Source organism: Stenotrophomonas sp. 2694, from assembly GCF_040548715.1.
GTDB lineage: Bacteria > Pseudomonadota > Gammaproteobacteria > Xanthomonadales > Xanthomonadaceae > Stenotrophomonas > Stenotrophomonas indicatrix.
The window spans coordinates 58,687-77,354 of the sequence record NZ_JBEPSG010000018.1; the positions used below are offsets into that span (position 1 = coordinate 58,687).

General features: G+C 66.9%; 17 protein-coding genes. 8 read left to right on the forward strand and 9 right to left on the reverse strand.

What is annotated here, in order from left to right; translation table 11 throughout:
* Positions 1-100: 100 nt before the first annotated feature.
* From ABIA73_RS17080 to ABIA73_RS17120, 9 genes are all read right to left on the reverse strand, one after another.
* Positions 101-1,378: a citrate synthase gene (locus ABIA73_RS17080; RefSeq protein WP_025874217.1), complete on the reverse strand. Its 1,278-nt coding sequence runs from the start codon at positions 1,376-1,378 to the stop codon at positions 101-103.
* A 296-nt stretch (positions 1,379-1,674) separates the two neighbouring features.
* Complete coding sequence (locus tag ABIA73_RS17085) at positions 1,675-1,917, reverse strand: type B 50S ribosomal protein L31 (protein WP_006389217.1); 243 nt, start codon at positions 1,915-1,917, stop codon at positions 1,675-1,677.
* 87 nt (positions 1,918-2,004) lie between these two features.
* Positions 2,005-2,943, reverse strand: a complete 939-nt coding sequence (locus ABIA73_RS17090) for a nucleoside hydrolase (RefSeq protein ID WP_025874216.1) — start codon at positions 2,941-2,943, stop codon at positions 2,005-2,007.
* 897 nt (positions 2,944-3,840) lie between these two features.
* Positions 3,841-5,952, reverse strand: a complete 2,112-nt coding sequence (gene recG / locus ABIA73_RS17095; protein ID WP_263929499.1) for an ATP-dependent DNA helicase RecG — start codon at positions 5,950-5,952, stop codon at positions 3,841-3,843.
* A 7-nt stretch (positions 5,953-5,959) separates the two neighbouring features.
* A complete protein-coding gene (locus ABIA73_RS17100; protein WP_025874214.1) occupies positions 5,960-6,346 on the reverse strand; it encodes a RidA family protein in 387 nt (128 codons plus the stop codon).
* A 197-nt stretch (positions 6,347-6,543) separates the two neighbouring features.
* Positions 6,544-8,706, reverse strand: coding sequence for a RelA/SpoT family protein (locus ABIA73_RS17105; protein ID WP_025874213.1), 2,163 nt, complete (start codon positions 8,704-8,706; stop codon positions 6,544-6,546).
* Between the two features lie 106 nt (positions 8,707-8,812).
* Complete coding sequence (gene rpoZ, locus ABIA73_RS17110) at positions 8,813-9,112, reverse strand: DNA-directed RNA polymerase subunit omega (protein ID WP_005410877.1); 300 nt, start codon at positions 9,110-9,112, stop codon at positions 8,813-8,815.
* Between the two features lie 110 nt (positions 9,113-9,222).
* Positions 9,223-9,885, reverse strand: coding sequence for a guanylate kinase (gmk, locus tag ABIA73_RS17115; RefSeq protein ID WP_354276067.1), 663 nt, complete (start codon positions 9,883-9,885; stop codon positions 9,223-9,225).
* Positions 9,882-10,742: a YicC/YloC family endoribonuclease gene (locus ABIA73_RS17120; RefSeq protein ID WP_032976986.1), complete on the reverse strand. Its 861-nt coding sequence runs from the start codon at positions 10,740-10,742 to the stop codon at positions 9,882-9,884. The genes gmk and ABIA73_RS17120 overlap by 4 nt, the downstream gene beginning before the upstream one ends.
* A gap of 122 nt (positions 10,743-10,864) precedes the next feature.
* Here ABIA73_RS17120 and rph point away from each other — a divergent pair, with 122 nt between their 5' ends.
* The 8 genes from rph to pepQ all read left to right on the forward strand — a co-directional run bounded on the left by rph (position 10,865) and on the right by pepQ (position 18,537).
* Positions 10,865-11,590, forward strand: a complete 726-nt coding sequence (rph, locus tag ABIA73_RS17125) for a ribonuclease PH (protein ID WP_025874210.1) — start codon at positions 10,865-10,867, stop codon at positions 11,588-11,590.
* The gene (locus ABIA73_RS17130; RefSeq protein ID WP_025874209.1) at positions 11,587-11,973 is read left to right on the forward strand and encodes a VOC family protein; all 387 of its coding nucleotides are present in this window, start codon (positions 11,587-11,589) and stop codon (positions 11,971-11,973) included. Before rph ends, ABIA73_RS17130 begins: the two co-directional genes overlap by 4 nt.
* Entirely contained in the window at positions 11,973-12,575 is a 603-nt protein-coding gene (gene rdgB / locus ABIA73_RS17135) for an RdgB/HAM1 family non-canonical purine NTP pyrophosphatase (RefSeq protein ID WP_025874208.1), read from the forward strand. The genes ABIA73_RS17130 and rdgB overlap by 1 nt, the downstream gene beginning before the upstream one ends.
* Before the next feature lie 32 nt (positions 12,576-12,607).
* Entirely contained in the window at positions 12,608-13,102 is a 495-nt protein-coding gene (locus ABIA73_RS17140) for a hypothetical protein (RefSeq protein ID WP_354276068.1), read from the forward strand.
* A 34-nt stretch (positions 13,103-13,136) separates the two neighbouring features.
* Entirely contained in the window at positions 13,137-14,363 is a 1,227-nt protein-coding gene (gene hemW / locus ABIA73_RS17145) for a radical SAM family heme chaperone HemW (protein ID WP_354276069.1), read from the forward strand.
* Between the two features lie 119 nt (positions 14,364-14,482).
* Positions 14,483-16,759, forward strand: a complete 2,277-nt coding sequence (locus ABIA73_RS17150; RefSeq protein ID WP_059064991.1) for a DUF1631 family protein — start codon at positions 14,483-14,485, stop codon at positions 16,757-16,759.
* Positions 16,756-17,130, forward strand: coding sequence for a PilZ domain-containing protein (locus ABIA73_RS17155; RefSeq protein ID WP_354276070.1), 375 nt, complete (start codon positions 16,756-16,758; stop codon positions 17,128-17,130). Before ABIA73_RS17150 ends, ABIA73_RS17155 begins: the two co-directional genes overlap by 4 nt.
* A 75-nt stretch (positions 17,131-17,205) precedes the next feature.
* A complete protein-coding gene (gene pepQ, locus ABIA73_RS17160) occupies positions 17,206-18,537 on the forward strand; it encodes a Xaa-Pro dipeptidase (protein WP_223486572.1) in 1,332 nt (443 codons plus the stop codon).
* Positions 18,538-18,668: the final 131 nt, after the last annotated feature.

An 18,668-nucleotide genomic window follows, 5' to 3' on the forward strand; every position in this document is an offset into this window, starting at 1 on the left:
CGCCCAAATCGTGCCAACCAAGGTTGGCATCTACCCAAAGCGAAGCAAAAAAAACGCCCCGCAATCGCGGGGCGTCTTCAGCACAACCTACCGCAGGCGATCAGCCCTGGTAGTCGCGCACGTCGTGGCCGGTGTAGACCTGGCGCGGACGGCCGATCTTCATTTCCGGGTCGACCTGCTGTTCCAGCCAATGCGAGACCCAGCCAGAGGTACGGCCCAGGGCGAACATGACGGTGAACATCTCGGTCGGGATCTGCAGCGCCTTGTAGATGATGCCGCTGTAGAAATCGACGTTCGGGTACAGCTTGCGCGCGACGAAGTACTCGTCCTGCAGCGCGGCCTGTTCCAGCTTCACGGCCACGTCCAGCAGCGGATCCTGCACGCCCAGCTGCTTGAGCACCTTGCCGGTCATCTCGCCGATGACCTTGGCGCGCGGGTCGAAGTTCTTGTACACGCGGTGGCCGAAGCCCATCAGGCGGAAGCCGGAGGTCTTGTCCTTGGCCTTCAGCACAGCCGATTCGACGTTGTCGGCCGAACCGATCTCTTCCAGCATCTTCAGCACGGCTTCGTTGGCACCGCCGTGGGCCGGACCCCACAGCGCGGTGACGCCAGCGGCGACCGACGCATACGGGTTGGCACCGGTCGAACCAACCAGACGCACGGTCGAGGTCGACGCGTTCTGCTCGTGGTCGGCGTGCAGGATGAACAGCAGGTCCAGTGCCTTGACCACGTCCTGGTTCAGCTCGTACTTGCCATCAGCCGACTCGAAGGTCTGCTTCAGGAAGCGGCTGACGTAGTCCAGCGAGGTATCCGGCTTGTTGGCCGGCAGGCCCTTGCCGTGGCGGTAGATCAGCGCCGACAGGGTCGGCACCTTGGCGATCAGGCGCACGGCAGCCTGGCGGCGCTGTTCGGCGTCGGACAGGTCCAGCGAGGCGTGGTAGATGCCCGACAGCTGCGCGATGGCGGCGGTCAGGATGGCCATCGGATGGGCATCCTTGGCGAAGCTGCCGATCAGGGTGTTGATCGACTCATCGACGTTGGCTTCGGCAGCCAGCTCGTCGGTGAAGGCCTTCAGCTGCTCGGCGCTCGGGCGCTCGCCGTTGATCAGCAGGTAGGCCACTTCGACGTAGCTCGACTTTTCCGACAGCTGCTCGATCGGGTAGCCGCGATACAGCAGCACGCCCTTGTCGCCGTCGATGTAGGTGATGGCGGACTTGCAGCTGGCCGTCGCGGTGAAACCGGAATCGTAGGTGAAATACCCCGTTTCCTTGGTCAGCTTCGCGATGTCGACGCAGTCGTTGCCGAGGGTGGGTTTGATGACGGGCAGAACGACCGACTTATCGCCGGCGTTGAGCGTGACCTGATCAAGATCGGACACTGTGTGCGCTCCTTCATGGGAAGGCGCCTGCCCAAGCGCATTGGTCAGGCACGTGAATGACGTCCTCGGCCTGTGCCGGGGATCAGGTCATTATCGCACAGCAGCATTTGCCGGGCGCTAGACAGAAGTCGTAGACGACAGGCAGCCGGCACCCTGCCAGCGAGCGGCCGGGATCGGCAAAAGCGTTGTCACAAGGACGCAGTGTTCCGTCCATCCAAACGCCCGTTGGGCAGGCGCTGGACAAAAACAAACGGCCGCGCAGAGCGCGGCCGTCGGTTCGAACCGGGTACGACGTATCAGCGCGCGTAGCGCTTCTGGAACTTGTCGATACGGCCCGAGGTGTCGATGACCTTGTGCTTGCCCGTGTAGAACGGATGCGAAGCCGAGGAAATTTCAACCTTCACCAGCGGGTAGTCGTTGCCGTCTTCCCACTTGATGGTTTCCTTCGTGCTCATGGTCGAGCGGGTCAGGATCTTGAAATCGGAGGTGACGTCATGGAAGACGACGTCGCGGTAGTTCGGATGGATATCGGCCTTCATGGGCTCACACCGTAAATGGGCTGGTGGTCAAGAGCGGCATTATAAGCACTGGTTGCCGCCCGGGGCAACCAGTGCAGGAGGCTGACCTCAGTCCGCACCCAAGGCCTGGCGTACCAGGGCCTCGAAACGCCCTTGGTCGTAGGCCATCAGCAGGTCGCAGTTGTCCGGCTGGCCGGTCTGGCGGTTCCAGTCGACGATGGTCGCGCCGCGGCTGAACGTGCCGTTCAGTTCCACATTCAGCGGCCGCGATTCGACCTGCAGCTGCCCTTCCGGGTTCAGCGCCCAGGCCATGGCCAGCGCGTCGGCGGTATACCAGCGGCCGCCCTTGCTGTCTTCGGACAGGCCACGGGTCTTGCGCGAGATCAGCTCGTAGAAGCGCGCGCGATCGGAATCGGCACCCAGCCACTGCTCGGCTTCGGTCAACGGCAGGCCGTGGGCAACGGTGGCTTCCCAGTCCGACACCAGCAAGTGCGGGAACGCGGTGAACACCACATGCGCGGCTTCCGGATCGAAGGCGATGTTGAATTCGGCGGCGGGGGTGATGTTGCCGTGGCAGGTGACTGCGCCGCCCATCACCACGATGCGCTTGATGCGCTGGGGCAGGGTCGGATCGAGTTTCAGCGCCAGCGCCAGGTTGGTCAGCGGGCCGAGCATCACCAGCATCAGTTCGCCGGCATGCTGGTGCGACAGGCGCAGGATGGCCAGCGCGGCGTGCTCGGCGTCGGCCTGGCGGCTCGGCGGCGGCAGGTCCACATCGCCATAGCCATCGCGGCCATGCACGTGGGCGGCGTCGACGGATGGATGCAGCAGCGGATCGGGGCTGCCGGCGAACACCGGCACGTCGGTGCGGCCGACGATGTCGCAGAGCTTGAGGGCGTTGCGGACGGTGTACTGCAGGCCTACGTTGCCGGCGGCGATGGTCAGGGCGACCACGTCATGCCGTTCATCGGCGAAGGCCATCAGCAGGGCCAGTGCGTCGTCGACACCGGGGTCGGTATCGATCAACAGCGGGATCTTCTTGGTCATCGTTGCCGTCTTCAGATCGGCAACGAAGTGTGGACCGGGATGATGACCGTTGCAAGTACGGGGGTTCGGGTTCGGCCGGGCTGCGCCCGGCACCCGCCGAATCAACGGCAACGGCAACGGCAGAAGCTGGCATTCCGTGGGATGGCGGGGCGGGTCCGGCTGCGGGGGACGCTGCAAGTACGTCCATGTAAGCTCGGTCGCCGCATCCATGCGGCTCACGCCCCCGCAACCGGACCCACCCCGCCTTCGACAGTTGTCCACTGCTCTTGGTGGGTGTCGACCTTGGTCGACACGGCATGGTCTGCTCTTGGTGGGTATCGACCTTGGTCGACACGGTGGATCCACGCCATGCGTGGATCGACGTCGGCGGGATCGGGAAAGATGACGTAATCGGCGTGCCGGGCGGGGCCGCGCTGCAATTGCAGCGTTTTCGATCTCTCCAACTTTTCTCATTGAGGCGCACGGTCCTTCATGGAAAACATGGGAAGCCATCGACAACGGATGGCGCGGGCTTCCAATCCCGTTTGACTGCCTTGTTGTTTACGCTTGCCTGCCGGCGTTGCGCGCGTGTTACTGCGTGGCGTCCGGCAGGCAATCCGTCCGCGCGTTCTATGGCGGGCGGTGCGTGGGGGCTTCGCGCCCGCCGGCGTTCTTGAGGCAGTCACCGGTATTGGAACCACTCACCGTCCGCCACCCTCGCCTTCGCGTGCGTGGCCTCCTGCCTTGCGCACAAGGACTGCCGACATGACCGCATCCCGTTATCCCTTCGGGTTGCTGCTGGCATGCCGGGGTTTGGCCGAATACATGGGCACGCAGTTGCCGGCAGCGTAGGAAATGCAGGGGTCGGATCCGTTGGTCGCAGGGCAAGGGCTCTGACCCCGGCCGGCTGCCCGATCCTTACGCCGAGGCGTAGCGCACGGCCGTACCGATCCAGCGCTGCACCACGCGATCTGCAAGCGCCGGTTGCTGCGCCAGCAGGCGTTCGGCCAGCGCATGCACGCCCGGCAGCAGGCCAGCATCGCGGGCCAGATCGGCGATGCGGAAACCGGCCAGGCCGGTCTGCCGGGTACCCAGCAGTTCACCGGGCCCACGCAGCTCCAGATCCTTCTCGGCGATGACGAAACCATCGTTGGTTTCGCGCATGGTCTGCAGGCGCTCGCGTGCCATGTTCGACAGCGGCGCCTGATACAGCAGCACGCAGCGCGACACCGCCGAACCACGGCCGACGCGGCCACGCAGCTGGTGCAGCTGGGCCAGGCCCAGGCGCTCGGCGTTCTCGATCACCATCAGCGAGGCGTTGGGCACGTCCACGCCGACTTCGATCACGGTCGTGGCCACCAGCAGGTCGATGTCGCCGGCCTTGAACGCGACCATCGTCGCCAGCTTCTCGGCCGCCTTCAGCCGGCCATGCACCAGCCCCACGCGTACGCCCGGCAGCAGTGCCTGCAGCGATTCGTAGGTGGCCTGTGCCGGGGTGGCATCCAGTTCTTCGCTTTCTTCGATGAGCGTGCACACCCAGTACACCTGCCGCCCTTCGCGGCAGGCCAGGGCGATGCGCTCGATCAGCTCGGGGCGGCGATCGTTGTTCAGTGCCACGGTCTGCACCGGCGTGCGGCCCGGCGGCAGTTCGTCGATGGCCGATACATCCAGGTCGGCGTATTCGGACATCGCCAGCGTGCGCGGAATCGGCGTGGCGGTCATCACCAGCTGGTGCGGCACGTTGTTGCCGCCCTTGCCCTTGTCGCGCAGCGCCAGGCGCTGGTGCACGCCGAAGCGGTGCTGCTCATCGACGATGGCCAGCGCCAGATCGTGGAATACCACCGCCTCCTGCATCAGTGCGTGGGTACCCACAACCACCTGCGCTTCGCCGTTGGCAACCTGTTCCATCACCTTCGCGCGCGCCTTGCCGGTGACCTTGCCGGCCAGCCAGGCGATGCGCACGCCCAGCGGCTCCAGCCAGCCGCGCAGGTTGTTGAGATGCTGTTCGGCCAGCAGCTCGGTGGGGGCGGCCAGTGCGACCTGCTTGCCCTGCTCCACCGCCAGCATCGCTGCCAATGCCGCCACCACGGTCTTGCCCGAGCCGACATCGCCCTGCACCAGCCGCAGCATCGGGCTGGGGCGCGCAAGGTCTTCGCGGATCTGCTTGAACACGCGTGCCTGCGCGCCGGTCAACGCGAACGGCAACTGCTTCAACAACGCCTTGGCCAGCTTGCCGGGACCGGCCAGCGGCGCCGCGTGATGCGCCTGCAACGCAATGCGCTGGCGACGCAGGCTGAGGTGGTGCGCCAGCAGTTCTTCCATTGCCAGCCGGCGCTGCGCTGGATGGGTACCGGCGGCAAGTGCGGCCAGGTCTGCATCCGGCGGTGGTTGATGCACGGTCAGCAGCGCACTGCGCAGCGATGGCAGGCCGAGGCCCTCGAGCCAGCCGGTCGGCAGCAGTTCCAGCGTGCTTTCTTCCGGCAGGCGATCAAGCGCCTGGCCGATCAGCTTGCGCATCGTCATCGGGCCGACGCCTTCGACGGTGGGATACACCGGGTCGAGGCGGTCGCCGAGATCGGGATCGTCGTTGCGGCCCAGTACCTGGTAACTGGGGTGGACAATCTCCAACCCGAGGTGCCCCGGTTTGGGCGTACCAAAGCAGCGCAGACGGTTGCCGACCGCGAACTGGCCGACCTGCTGCTGGCGGAAATGGAAGAAGCGCAGCACCAGGGTGCCCTGCCCTTCATCCTCCACTGCCACTTTCAGCATCGGCCTGTAGCGCATGCCGCGCTCGACGGCCACCACCCGCACTTCCACCTGCGCCGGAATGCCGTTGCGCAGGTCTTCGATGCGGGTCAGCCGGGTGCGGTCTTCATAGCGCAGCGGCAGGTGCAGCCAGAGATCCTGCAGGGTGGCCAGGCCACGCGCCTGCAGCTTGGCGGCCACGGCCGGCCCGACGCCGGCGAGCATCGCAAGCGATGCTTCACCGGACGGTGCCAGTGCCGGGGTGACCGCCGCCTTGCGTGCCACGTGGCGGTCAGTCGATGACCATCACCGCGTCGACCTCGAAGTTGGCGCCCTTCGGCAGGCCGGAGACTTCGATGGTGGAACGGGCCGGGAACGGGGCCTGGAAGTAGTCCTGCATCACCGCGTTGACCTTGGCGAATTCGGCCAGGTCGGTCAGGTACAGGCCCAGGCGCACGACCTTGTCCAGCGAACCGCCGGCGGCTTCGGCCACGGCCTTGAGGTTGTCGAAGGCACGACGGGCCTGCGCTTCGACGTCACCGACGCCGACGATGTCGCCGGTGGCCGGGTCGAGCGGAATCTGGCCGGAGAAATACACGGTGTTGCCGGCGCGCACGGCCTGCGAGTACGGGCCGATGGCGGCCGGGGCCTTTTCGGTGTTGATGATCTGGCGGGACATGGGTCGCTCCGGTGCGTTGGGGGAAAACAGAGCGGTGATTGTACCGGGTGGGGGCCATGTCGGCTGGGGTCGGATCCTCTTCCCGTTGGGAAACAGCGCGGATCCGGTAGCGCCGGGCCATGCCCGGCGGCAATTGATTCATGCCGCGCTGCGCGCTCGCCGGGCATGGCCCGGCGCTACCAGGGTACGCGCAGGATCTACTGCCGGCGAACGGCCTGCACGACCGACAGGCGGCGCAGGCGACGCATCACTTCGGCCAGATGGTTGCGGTCGCGCACCTGGATGTTGAACGCCAGCACTGCGGCGTTGAAGTCGCGGTCCAGGTAATCCACGCGCTCGATGTTGGAATGGCTCTGCGCGATCGCCGCGGCCAGCTGTGCAAGCACGCCGGTACCGTTCTCCACTTCCACCACCAGCGAGGTGTCGTAGTCGCCGGATACGGTGGTATCCCAGCCGATCAGCACCCACCGCTCGGGCGACTTGCGCAGTTCGGCCAGGTTCGGGCAATCCATGCGGTGCACCACGATGCCCTTGCCGGCGGTGTGGTAGCCCATGATGTCGTCGCCCGGAATGGGCTGGCAGCAGCCGGCGAAGGTGACCACGCCACGCTCGCTGCCGTTGATCAGGATCTTTTCCTGCGAGCTGTGGCGCGAATGCGCGCCGCCGCGCAGTTCGGCGTAGGCCATCAGTGCCTGCGCGGCCTGGGTCGGCATCCAGTTGCCCAGCGCGACTTCCGCCAGCAGGGCCTCCAGGCGCGGGAACCGGTGTTCGGCCAGGAAGGCATCCAGGCGGCCCTTGGGCAGGCGCTCCAGCGAGCTGTCCATCGCCTCCAGCGCGCGGTCGAGCATGCGGTGGCCCAACTGCACGGCGTCTTCGTGCTCCAGCTGCTTGAGCTGGTGGCGGATGGCGGTGCGCGCCTTGCTGGTCACCACGAATTCGAGCCACTGCGGCTTGGGCGTGGCCGAGCGCGCGGTGATGATCTCCACCGACTGCCCCGACACCAGCTTGGTGCGCAGTGGCACCAGTTTCTTGTCCACGCGCGAGGCCACGGCCATGTTGCCGACGTCGGTATGCACGGCGTAGGCGAAGTCGAGCGCGGTGGAATTGCGCGGCAGGGCCAGGATCTTGCCCTTGGGAGTGAACAGGTAGACCTCGTCCGGGAACAGGTCGACCTTGACGTTGTCGAGGAACTCCAGCGACGAACCGGCGGCACGCTGCGAATCGATCAGTTCGACGATCCAGGCGTGGGCGCGGCTCTGCGCGCTGTTGGGCGAATCACCGCCGAACTTGTAGGTCCAGTGCGCAGCCACGCCGCGCTCGGCGATCAGGTCCATTTCCTCGGTGCGGATCTGCACCTCGATCGGCGAACCATACGGGCCGAACAGCACCGTGTGCAACGACTGGTAGCCGTTGGCCTTGGGAATGGCGATGAAATCGCGGAAGCGCCCATCCAGCGGCTTGAACGCGGCATGCACCGCGCCCAGCGAGTGGTAGCACTGCGGTACGCCGCGCACCACCAGGCGGAAGCCGAACACATCCATCACCTGGTCGAAGGATTTGTTCTCGTCGCGCATCTTGTTGTAGATGCTCCACGGGGTCTTGATGCGGCTGACCAGGCGGTGCTCGATGCCCTCCTTGGCCAAGCGCTGCGACAGCTGCACTTCCACCTGCGCCAGCGCCTCGCGGCGCACGACCGGCTGGCTGCGGATGTGCTTTTCCAGGATCGCGTGGCGCCACGGGTACAGCGCCTTGAAGCCAAGGTTCTGCAGTTCGCTCTTGACCAGGCTCATGCCCAGCCGCTGCGCGATCGGGGCGTAGATCTCAAGCGTCTCGCGGGCGATGCGGCCACGCGCTTCGCGGCTCTGCGCGCCCAGCGTGCGCATGTTGTGCAGGCGGTCGGCCAGCTTGATCATGATCACGCGCAGGTCGCGCGACATCGCCAGCAGCATCTTGCGGAAGCTCTCGGCGGCCGCTTCCTGGCGGTCGCGGAACTTCAGCTTGTCCAGCTTGGTGACGCCGTCCACCAGTTCGGCCACGGCTTCGCCGAACTCGGCCGACAGGGCCTCGCGGGTCAGCGGGGTGTCTTCGATGGTGTCGTGCAGGATCGCGGCGATCAGCGCTTCCACGTCCAGGCCGAGCTCGGCCAGCACCTGGGCCACGGCCACCGGATGGGTGATGTAGGGCTCGCCCGACTTGCGCGTCTGCCCAGCGTGCGCGGAGGCACCGACTTCCCACGCACGGCGCAGCAGCGGCAGCTGCTCGGGCGGCAGGTAGTGGGCGGCGCGTTCGAGCTGGAGGACGTAATCGGGTACGGCGGCAGCGGGGACTGCGGCGACCTTGGCAGTGGGGCCTGGGTTCATGGCCAAAGCCTATGCCAGCGCGACGTTTACGGCAAACCCTGAATGCGAAACAGCCCGCACGGGGCGGGCTGTTCGGCGTATCCAGCAATGACGTTGATCGATGCGATCAATCGTCGTTCTTGGACATGTCTTCGTCGGCGACCACTTCGGCGGCGGCCCACTCCAGCGCTTCGCGCTCGGCGCGCTCACGCTCGGCCTTCTCGACTTCGTCGATCAGCGCGTTGTCGATCTTGCGGGCAGCGATTTCGCGCAGCGCCAGCACGGTCGGCTTGTCCTCGGTCTCGCTGTTGTCCAGCGTGGCCTGCACGCCATTGGCGAGCTGACGGGCGCGCTTGGAGGCCATCATCACCAGCTCGAAACGGTTGTTAACGACTTCCAGGCAATCTTCTACGGTAATGCGGGCCATACGGGCTCCCGGCGACCGGTCGGCCGCTCAGTCGAATGAGGGAAAGGGGACGGAGTGTACTGGCAGGGGCTGGACAAAATCAAGCCAACCCCCACCGGACCCTTTAGGAATCAATCAGTTGAACTCGCATCCGGGGTCAGCAGGGCCTGGATCAGGCCGGCATGGCGGACCTTCTGGGCGTCCCGGCGCAGGCGGCTGGCGGTGAAGATCGCACACAGTTCGTCCACGGCGGTCTCGAACACTTCATTGACGATGACGTAGTCGAACTCGTTGAAGTGCAGCATTTCATCGCGGGCGGCGCCCAGGCGCTGGGCGATGACCGCCTCGCTGTCCTGGCCACGCTTGCGCATGCGGTCCTGCAGGGCCTGCTTGGACGGCGGCAGGATGAACACCGTCACCGTGCCCGGCACCAGCTGGCGCACCTGCTGCGCACCCTGCCAGTCGATTTCCAGCAGCACGTCCTGGCCGGCGTTGAGCTGCGGCTCCACCGACTGTCGGGCGGTGCCCTTCCAGTCACCATGCACCCAGGCGTGTTCGAAGAAATCGCCGTCGGCGATCATTTCCTCGAACTTCTCGGCGCTGACGAAGTGGTAGTGCTGGCCGTTCACTTCACCCGGGCGCATGGCGCGCGAGGTGAAGGAGATCGACAGGGCAATCTGCGGGTCGCGCGCCAGGGTGGCGTTGACGATGCTGCTCTTGCCGGCGCCGGAGGGCGCTGCAACGATGTACAGCGTGCCGCGTGCGATCGCGGCCGGGGGCGTGGAAATGCTCATTCGATGTTCTGCACCTGCTCGCGGATCTGGTCGATCAGCACCTTCAGCTCGACGGCGGCGTTGGACGTGCGGCTGTCCACCGACTTGGAGCCAAGCGTGTTGGCCTCGCGGTTGAACTCCTGCAGCAGGAAGTCCAGGCGGCGGCCGACCGGTTCACGCTGCTTGAGCACGCGGCGGATCTCGACGATATGGCTGGACAGGCGATCCAGCTCCTCGTCCACGTCCAGCTTCTGCAGCCACATCACCAGTTCCTGCTCGGCGCGGCCCGGATCAACCGGATGCGGCAGGTCGGCCAGGCGAGCGGCGAGCTTGGTGCGCTGGCCGTCGCGAATGGCGGGAATCAGCGTACGGACCTCCGCGGCGATGCGCTCGATGGCATCCACGCGCTCGGCGATGGCGGTGGCCAGCGTATTGCCTTCACGCTCGCGGGCGGCGATGAAGCCCTCCAGCACCTGGTCCAGCAGCGCCAGCGCTTCAATCTGCAGGGCTGCCGCATCGGTGGCCTCACCCTGGGTGACGCCCGGCAGCTGCAGCAGGTCGGTGAAGCTGACCTGCAGGTTGGGGAAATCGGAGGTCAGCCGGTGTGCCAACTGGCCCAGCTGGCCCAGCAGCACCTCGTTGACCTGCAGGCTGGCGGCCGAGTCCGGCGCGCGCAGGCGCATCACCAGATCCAGCTTGCCACGGCTCAGGCGCGCGGAAATGCGTTCGCGCAGCTGCGGTTCCAATGCGCGCAGTTCCTCGGGCAGGCGCGTGCCCACTTCCAGGAAGCGGTGGTTGACCGAGCGCAGCTCGCAGCCCAGCGTTCCCCACGGGGTGGAGCGCTCGCCGCCGGCATAGGCCGTCATGCTTCGAATCATGGATGTATCCGGTGCTTGCAAAGGGGGAATGGTACCCTAGCGGTCTCTTTTGAGCCCCTTTCCCCGCCCCGTGAAGGCCGCGGGGATGGTGGCGTACTCCCTTTCCCTACGGAACCTGCCCCATGTCCGATTTCCGCCCCAGTGGCCGTCAGCCCGATCAGCTGCGCCCGGTCGTCATCCAGCGCGGTTTCACCCGCCACGCCGAAGGTTCGGTGCTGGTCTGCTTCGGTGAAACCCGCGTGCTGTGCACGGCCAGCATCGAGAACCGGGTGCCGGGCTTCCTGCGTGGCAAGGGCGAAGGCTGGGTGACCGCCGAGTACGGCATGCTGCCGCGCGCCACCCACACCCGCAGCGACCGCGAAGCCGCACGCGGCAAGCAGGGCGGCCGCACGCTGGAGATCCAGCGCCTGATCGGTCGCAGCCTGCGCGCCTGCGTGGACCGCAACGCACTGGGCGAACGCACCATCACCCTGGACTGCGACGTGCTGCAGGCCGACGGCGGCACGCGCACTGCGGCCATCACCGGCGCCTACGTGGCCCTGGTCGATGCGGTGAACGTGCTGATGAAGCGCGGCGACATCAAGCGCAACCCGATCCTCGGCGCGGTGGCGGCGGTGTCGGTCGGCGTCTACCGCGGCACCCCGGTGCTGGACCTGGACTACGCCGAAGACAGCGACTGCGACACCGACATGAACGTGGTGATGAACGACGGTGGCGGCTTCATCGAACTGCAGGGCACCGCCGAAGGCCATGCCTTCCGCCGTGACGAGCTCGATGCGCTGCTGGGCCTGGCCGAGAAGGGCGTGACCGAGCTGCTGGCCGCGCAGCAGGCAGCGCTGTCGGCATGAACCGGCGCATTGCCCTGACCACCCTGGTGGTGGCCGACTATGACGAGGCCATCGCCTGGTACACCGGCAAGCTCGGCTTCCAGCTGCTGGACGACATCGACCAGGGCAGCAAGCGCTGGGTGGTGGTCGGCCCGACCGATGGCAGCGCCGCCGCCCTGCTGCTGGCCCGCGCCAGCGACGACGAGCAGCGCAGTCGTATCGGCAACCAGACCGGTGGCCGCGTCGGCTTCTTCCTCAATACCGATGATTTCCGCCGCGACCACGCGGCGATGCTGGCTGCCGGTGTCCAGTTCCTGGAAGAACCGCGCGAAGAACCCTACGCCACGGTCGCGGTGTTCCGCGACCTGTACGGCAACACCTGGGACCTGTTGGAGCCCCGCTGATGAAGAAGCTTGTCCTGGCCAGCCACAACGCTGGCAAGCTGGTGGAAATGCAGGAAATCCTCGCCGACCTGCCGCTGCAGATCACTTCGGCCGCCGAACTGGGCCTGGGCGATGTGGAAGAGACCGGCCTGACCTTCGTCGAGAACGCGCTGCTGAAGGCGCGCGCGGCCTGCGAAGCGACCGGCCTGCCGGCGCTGGCCGATGATTCGGGCCTGATCGTCGATGCCCTCGGCGGTGCACCGGGCCTGTACAGCGCGCGCTATGCCGGTCACCCGACCAATGCGGCAGCCAACAATGCCAAGCTGCTGGAAGCGATGGCCGACATCGCCGATGGCCAGCGCAGCGCCCGCTTCTACGCCGTGATCGTGCTGCTGCGCCATGCCACCGACCCGCAGCCACTGATCTGCGAAGGCCGCTGGGAAGGTCAGATCATCCGCGAACTGCGTGGTACGAATGGGTTCGGCTACAACCCGGTGTTCCTGGACACCACCCACGGCCTGACCGCGGCGGAAATGGAACCGGCGTTGAAGAACGCCATCAGCCATCGCGCCATCGCCCTGCAGCAGCTCAAGCAGCAGCTCAAGCAGCAGTTCGCGGCCTGAACCAGCATCCGACAGGAGACTCAAGGATGACAGTGAAGCGCTACCGCACCGGAATGGAACTGGTGCAACTGCTTGCCGTACTGGGGCTGATCAGTGGTGCGATCTTTGGCGGCATGTTGACGTGGACAGGGAAGGAATCCTGGTGGGCGGTACCGGTGGTTGCGCTGGTCGGCATGACCGTCATCACGCTCATCGGCGCGCCCATCATGTGGCAGCGCGTCGAACTGGACGCTGCTGCCGGCCACATGCGCTATCACAACATCGGCAGCCTGCATCGGTGGCGCCATGTGGCGTTGGTGGACGTGCTGGAAGTACGGCTTGACAGTTTTGCCGACAAGCGCAAGGCCATGGTCTCCGGTCTCCATCTGTGCATGCGCAATGGCTGCAGTCCGGCGCGCCACCGTTTGATGGACAACGCTATAGGCAGCTACAAAGGGCCCTCGCCCTTCTTCCGCCAGATTGCCGCTGCCGTGCTTCGCGCGCAGCCGCGCTCCCTGGTCGACCCTCTTCTACGGGCGGCGGACTGATCTGCCGCTCCCCCACGTCCGCATCACGCCAGCCATGCCGCACGCCCACGACCACGACCACTGCAACCACCTGCCCGGCGAGTCCTGCGACCACGACGCCCCGCCACGTCTGGTGCCACCGCCGCTGGCGCTGTACGTGCATCTGCCGTGGTGTGTGCGCAAGTGCCCTTACTGCGATTTCAACTCGCACCAGGCCAAGGGCGAACTGCCCTTCGATGCCTACATCGATGCGCTGGTGCGCGACCTCGACCAGGACCTGCCGCTGGTCTGGGGCCGGGTGGTCAGCAGCGTGTTCTTCGGGGGTGGCACGCCCAGCCTGTTCCCGCCCGAGGCGATCGACCGCTTCCTGCAGCAGGCCAGTGCCCGCCTGCGCTTTGCGCCGAATGCCGAGATCACTCTGGAAACCAACCCGGGTACCGCCGAGCACGGTCGCTTTGATCGCTACCGCGCGGCCGGGGTCAACCGCCTCAGCTTCGGCATCCAGAGTTTCGATGATGCCGCGCTGAAACGACTGGGCCGCATCCACGACAGTGGCGAGGCCGAGCGCGCGGTGAAGATGGCGCAGGACGCGGGCTACGACAACTTCAACATCGACCTGATGTACGCACTGCCGGAGCAGACCCTGGCCGGTGCCGAGGCCGATCTGGAACGCGCGTTCGCGTTGCAGCCGGCCCACATCTCGCACTACCAGCTGACCCTGGAACCGAACACCGTGTTCTTCGCGCGGCCGCCGCAGGGCATCCCCGATGAAGACCATGCTTGGGACATGCAGGAACACTGCCAGGCGCTGCTGGCGCAGGCCGGCTTCGGCCAGTACGAGGTGAGTGCCTATGCCCGCCCCGGCCGGCAGAGCGCGCACAATCTGAATTACTGGCGTTTTGGTGACTACCTCGGCATTGGTGCCGGCGCACACGGCAAGATCAGTTCCGGTGCCGAGGAACACGTGCTGCGACGCTGGAAGCACAAGCACCCGCAGACGTTCATGGATACCGCAGGCACGGCCGCATCGTTCGGCGGTGACGAAGTGATTGCCGCCGATCGCCTGCCGTTCGAGTACATGCTCAACCTGCTGCGCCTGCACGAAGGGTTCAGCCTGCGCGACTTCGAATCGCGCACCGGCCTGGCCCGCAGCGTGCTGGACGTACCACTGCGCGAAGCAGTGCAGCGTGGCTGGCTGGTGGTGGCAGACGGGCACGTGCAGCCGACCGAACTGGGCCGGCGCTTCACCAACGATGTGGTCAGCCTGTTCCTGGAAGCATGATCTGCTGCGGCGCCGCCATCGCAGGCGGCCCTGAATGGATCCATCGCTAAAGTAGCGCCTTCACCGGCCGACACGGTAGATTCCAAGATCGATCCGCGGGAATCCGGACCCCCTCGCCGATGTCTGCTGTCTTTTCCCTTTCCAGTACCGACACTGCCCGCCTGGCCGCAGCCGACCTGCCGCCGCGCGTGCGCGAGCTGCTGGGCGCGTTGATCGGCCTGTGCCACCAGGCCCTGACGGCACCGCTGATCCTGACCGTGGAAGCGCTGGAGCAGACCCTGCTGCATGACGCCGACCATGCCCGCAACCCGCAGCAGCAGGCCGACCTGCTGGCACAGCGCGGCCAGCTGCATGCGTTCGCCGGCCACTTCAGCGACCGCATGCTCGATGCGCTGGCCGATGCGCTTGCGCGGCTGCGTGAACCGATTGCCCCGGTGGTGGCTGCCGCCACGCCACCGCCCTTGCCCGGCATGCTGGGGTTGACCCTGGTCGCCGAGCATGAAGTCGACCGCGACCTGCTGCTGACCGAAATGGTGCGCCGGGAAACCCTGCGTTCGGCCAACGCCTTGAACCTGCTGGGCCAGCGCTTGGGTGTTGTTGCCGGCACACCAGCCTTTGAAGCTGACACCCTGCCCCTGGCACCGCAGGCCCTGTGCGCGATGGTGCGGAAGCTGGCCGAGCAGGATGCCCTCAGCGCCGAGGTACAGATGGCGCTGTACCGCAGCTTCGAGCGGCAGGTGCTGGAGCGGCTGGGCGATGTGCTCGACCGCGCCAATGCGCTGCTGGCACAGCACGGCATCCTGCCGGGCCTGGTCTACACCCCGTACCTGGCACGTTCTTCGAGCACCCGCCGGATCATCACCCAGTCGGTCGGCAGCGGCCGCAGTGGACGCCCGTCTCCGCGCGTGCCCACGCCGATGACCGGCTGGGGCGGCTCGGCACCGCCCGGCTCGTGGTCGACGTTGATGCAGGACGCCTTCGCCGATGCGGACGCGCCCGGCGCGTCGGCCGGCATGACGGTACCGGCCAGCAGCGTGCTGCACGAGATGCTGCAACAGGCGCGGCAGATTCCGCAGCCAGCGGCCGATCCAGCGGCCCTGCCCAGTGCAGCGGTTGATGCCGTGCTGGCGCGCCTGCAGGGGCAGGCCAGCGCCGCCAGCGCCATGACCGATCTGCAGGCCGCCGTGGTCGCCCAGCTGCGCAGCGAACATGGCGCGCAGGCCAGCCTCGGCAGCCACGACCGCGACAACCTCGATCTGCTGCGCCTGCTGCTGCAGCAGGTGCAGCAGCAGCAACGGCCGGACCCGGTGCCAGCCGCCCTGCTCGCGCGCCTGCAGGTACCGCTGGCGCGCGCAGCGATGGCCGACCCGGGCTTCTTCGTGCGCGACGAACATCCGGCACGCGAACTGCTCAACCATGTCGCTGAAGCCGGCGCCAGCTGGCTCGGCGATGACGATGTCGATCCGCAGCTGCTGCAGCGACTGGCGCAGAGCGTGCAGGGCCTGCTCGGCCAGGATGCACGCACGCCCGAGGCCTTTGCCGCCGCCAACGACGAGATACAGCAGCACCAGCGCGCCGCCGCGCACCGCGCCGAGCTGGCCGAGCGCCGCCACGTGGAAGCCGCACGCGGCAAGGAGCGGCTGGAACTTGCGCGACGCCAGGCCAATGCGCAGATCGACCAGTGCTGCGATACGCAGGAGCCGCCGCGCTTCGTACAGACACTGCTGCGCCAGGCGTGGGCAGACGCATTGACGCTGACCCGCCTGCGCCACGGCGATGATTCGCCGCAATGGCAGGAGCGCCTGCAGCAGACCGAACGCATCGCGGCGATCACTGCCGAGGCCGCAAGCGAAAGCAGCGCGACCGACGCTGCGCTGGCTGCCGAGGTTGAATCGGCCCTGCTGCAGGTGGGCTACCACGCAGAGGAGGCGGCTGCCGTCGCGCGCCGCCTGTCCACGCCAGGTGGCGAAGACGAAAGCACCTCGCGCACCGAGCTCAGTGCACGCCTGAAGGCCCGTGCACGGCTGGGCGAACACACCGGCGCACAGGCCCCGGCAAGCGATGCGGCACCACGCAGCGAGGCCGAGGAGGCCAGTTACCAGCAGCTGTGCGCGCTGCCCTTCGGCAGCTGGTTCGATATCGACGATGGCGAAGGCGCGCTGCGCCGCCAGCGCCTGTCCTGGTACAGCCTGCTGACCGGTCATGTGCTGCTGGTCAACGCGCGTGGGCAGAAGATCGGCGAAACCACCCTGGATGCCCTCGCCCGGCAGATGGCCGCCGGACGCGCGCAGCTGGTCACCGAAGACAAGGGCCGTCTGGTCGACCGCGCCTGGCAGGCCAGCCTGAGCGCACTGCGCACGCTGGCCGGACGTCGCCCGCAGGAGCCCAACGCATGAGTACGCAACCGCCCGTTGATACCCGCCGCGCGCCGCGCCGGCAGGTGTCCGATCTGGTACCGGTGACCGACCAGATGCGCGACAGCGTGGTCGGCCGGCTTGGCAACGTGTCCGAGACCGGCATGCTGATGCTGGCCAGCGCCGCGCTGCGCGACGATGCGCTGTATCAGTTGCGCTTCCCGTTGCCATTGGCCGATGGCCGCAGCGAGTGGATCGACGTCGGCGTACACATGCTGTGGAGCGAACCGGCGCATGCCCCCGGCCAGAGCTGGGCAGGCTTCCGCTTCCTGACCCTGTCACGCGAGCATCGGCAGCTGCTGCGCCGGTGGATCGGCGAAGACAGCGACGAGGCACCGGTTTCGACGGGCTGAGTGCCGGTTCCGGCACAGCGGATTGCGTCGGTATCCGGCAGAATCTAGGGCCGTTTTCCGTGTCGAGCCACCGCAATGATCCAGCAAGACCCCGGCGCCCTGTATCCCGACCACCTGGCCGTGCTGTGCCGACGCGCCGAGCAGGCGCTGGCACGCGGCGGCTTCGACCACCTGGTGGTGCCCAGCGGCACCCTGCACTACCAGGTCTTCGACGATCGTGACTATCCGTACGCGGTCAACCCGCAGTTCAAGGCCTGGCTGCCGCTGACCCGTGTACCCAACAGCTGGATCGTGTTCACCCCGGGCAAGCGTCCGGCGGTGATCTTCCACCAGCCGTTCGACTACTGGCATGTGGTGCCGGATGCACCGAGCGGCTGGTGGGTCGAGCACTTCGACATCCACATCATCCGCACGCCGGACGAAGCGCTGGCACTGCTGCCGCCCGACCCGGCGCGCTGCGCGATCCTGGGTGAGCCGCAGAGCGCGCTGGGCGCGTATGTGCCCAACAATCCGGCGCCGGTGGTGAACTACCTGGAATGGCACCGCGGCAGCAAGACGCCGTACGAAATCGCCCTGATGCGCCAGGCGCAGGTGCTCGGCGTGCGCGGCCATCGCGCGGCCGAAGCGGCGTTCCGCAACGGCGCCGACGAGTTCAGCATCCACATGGCGTACTGCCAGGCCGTGGGCCAGGACGCCACCGAGCTGCCGTACGGCAACATCGTGGCCTTGAACGAGCATGCGGCGGTGCTGCATTACACCGAACTGGGCCGCAAGGCACCGCAACCGCTGCGCAGCTTCCTGATCGATGCCGGCGCCAGCGCGCACGGCTATGCCAGCGACATCACCCGCACCTACGCCGCCGCCGGCCATGACGAGTTCGCGGCGATGATCGAAGCGGTCGATGCCGCGCAGCAGACGATGTGCGCGGCCGTGCGCCCGGGCTTCGACTACAAGCAGCTGCACGTGGATGCGCACCTGTCGCTGATGGGCGTGCTGAAGGACTTCGGCGTGATCAAGGTGTCGCCGCAGACTGCGCTGGAAACCGGCGTCAGCGCCGCGTTCTTCCCGCATGGCATCGGCCACCTGATCGGCCTGCAGGTGCATGACGTGGCCGGTTTCGCGGCCAGCGATGAAGGCGGCCGCATCGAGCGCCCTGCCGGCCATCCGTACCTGCGCCTGACCCGCGTGCTGGAGCCGGGCATGGTGGTGACGATCGAGCCGGGCCTGTACTTCATCGACATGCTGTTGAACGAAGTGAAGGCCGCCGGTCATGGCGATGCGATCAACTGGGAGCGTGTGGACTTCTTCCGTCCGTACGGCGGCATCCGCATTGAAGACGAAGTGCTGTGCACTGAGGGCGAAGCGGACAACCTGACGCGCCCGGTGTTTGCGGCGGCCAACGGCTGAGCCCCTCGTGGTTGGATGCTGAAATCAAAAGCCGCGGTTGGCGGGGCGGGTGGGCCATGCAGGGGACGCTGCAAGTACGTCCCTGTAAGCTCGATGGCGCCATCCATGGCGCCAACGCCCCTGCATGGCCC